The following is a 481-nucleotide window of genomic DNA, read 5'->3' on the forward strand; positions in this document are numbered from 1 at the left end:
GTAGAGGGTGTTCTTGCCGTCGCCGCCGGGTGCGTTCGCCATGGGACTCCTTCGGCCCGACGGGCCTTGTCGCTTGCCCCTGGGGGCGCATCCAGGGGCGGCCCGTGGCCCGGGCCGTCCCCGTCGGTCAGACTAGGGCACGGCCCTGGGCACCACAACGCGAAAAACCCCGGCCCGGGTCCGTCGCGGCCCCCGGGTCACGGGTCCGGGAGCGGTCACGCGGCGGGCGCGACCACGGCGTCGGGCGTCTCGCGGCTCGACAGGATGTCGTCGATGAGGCCCCAGGCCTTCGCCTCCTCGGGGTCCATGAAGTTGTCGCGCTCCAGCGCCGCCTCGACCGTCGCCATGTCCTGGCCGGTGTGCTTGACGTAGATCTCGTTCAGCCGCCGCTTCAGCTGCTCGGTGCGGCGCGCGTGGATCATGATGTCGGTGGCCATGCCCTGGTAGCCGCCGGACGGCTGGTGGACCATGATCTCCGAGT

General features: G+C 71.7%; 1 protein-coding gene. It reads right to left on the reverse strand.

Features of this window, described 5'->3' with window-relative positions:
* Positions 1–215 precede the first annotated feature (215 nt).
* A partial coding sequence (locus D7Y13_RS42275; protein WP_208734589.1) for an ATP-dependent Clp protease proteolytic subunit occupies positions 216–481 on the reverse strand: 266 nt, incomplete at its 5' end.

The organism is Corallococcus praedator (assembly GCF_003612125.1).
Classification (GTDB): domain Bacteria; phylum Myxococcota; class Myxococcia; order Myxococcales; family Myxococcaceae; genus Corallococcus; species Corallococcus praedator.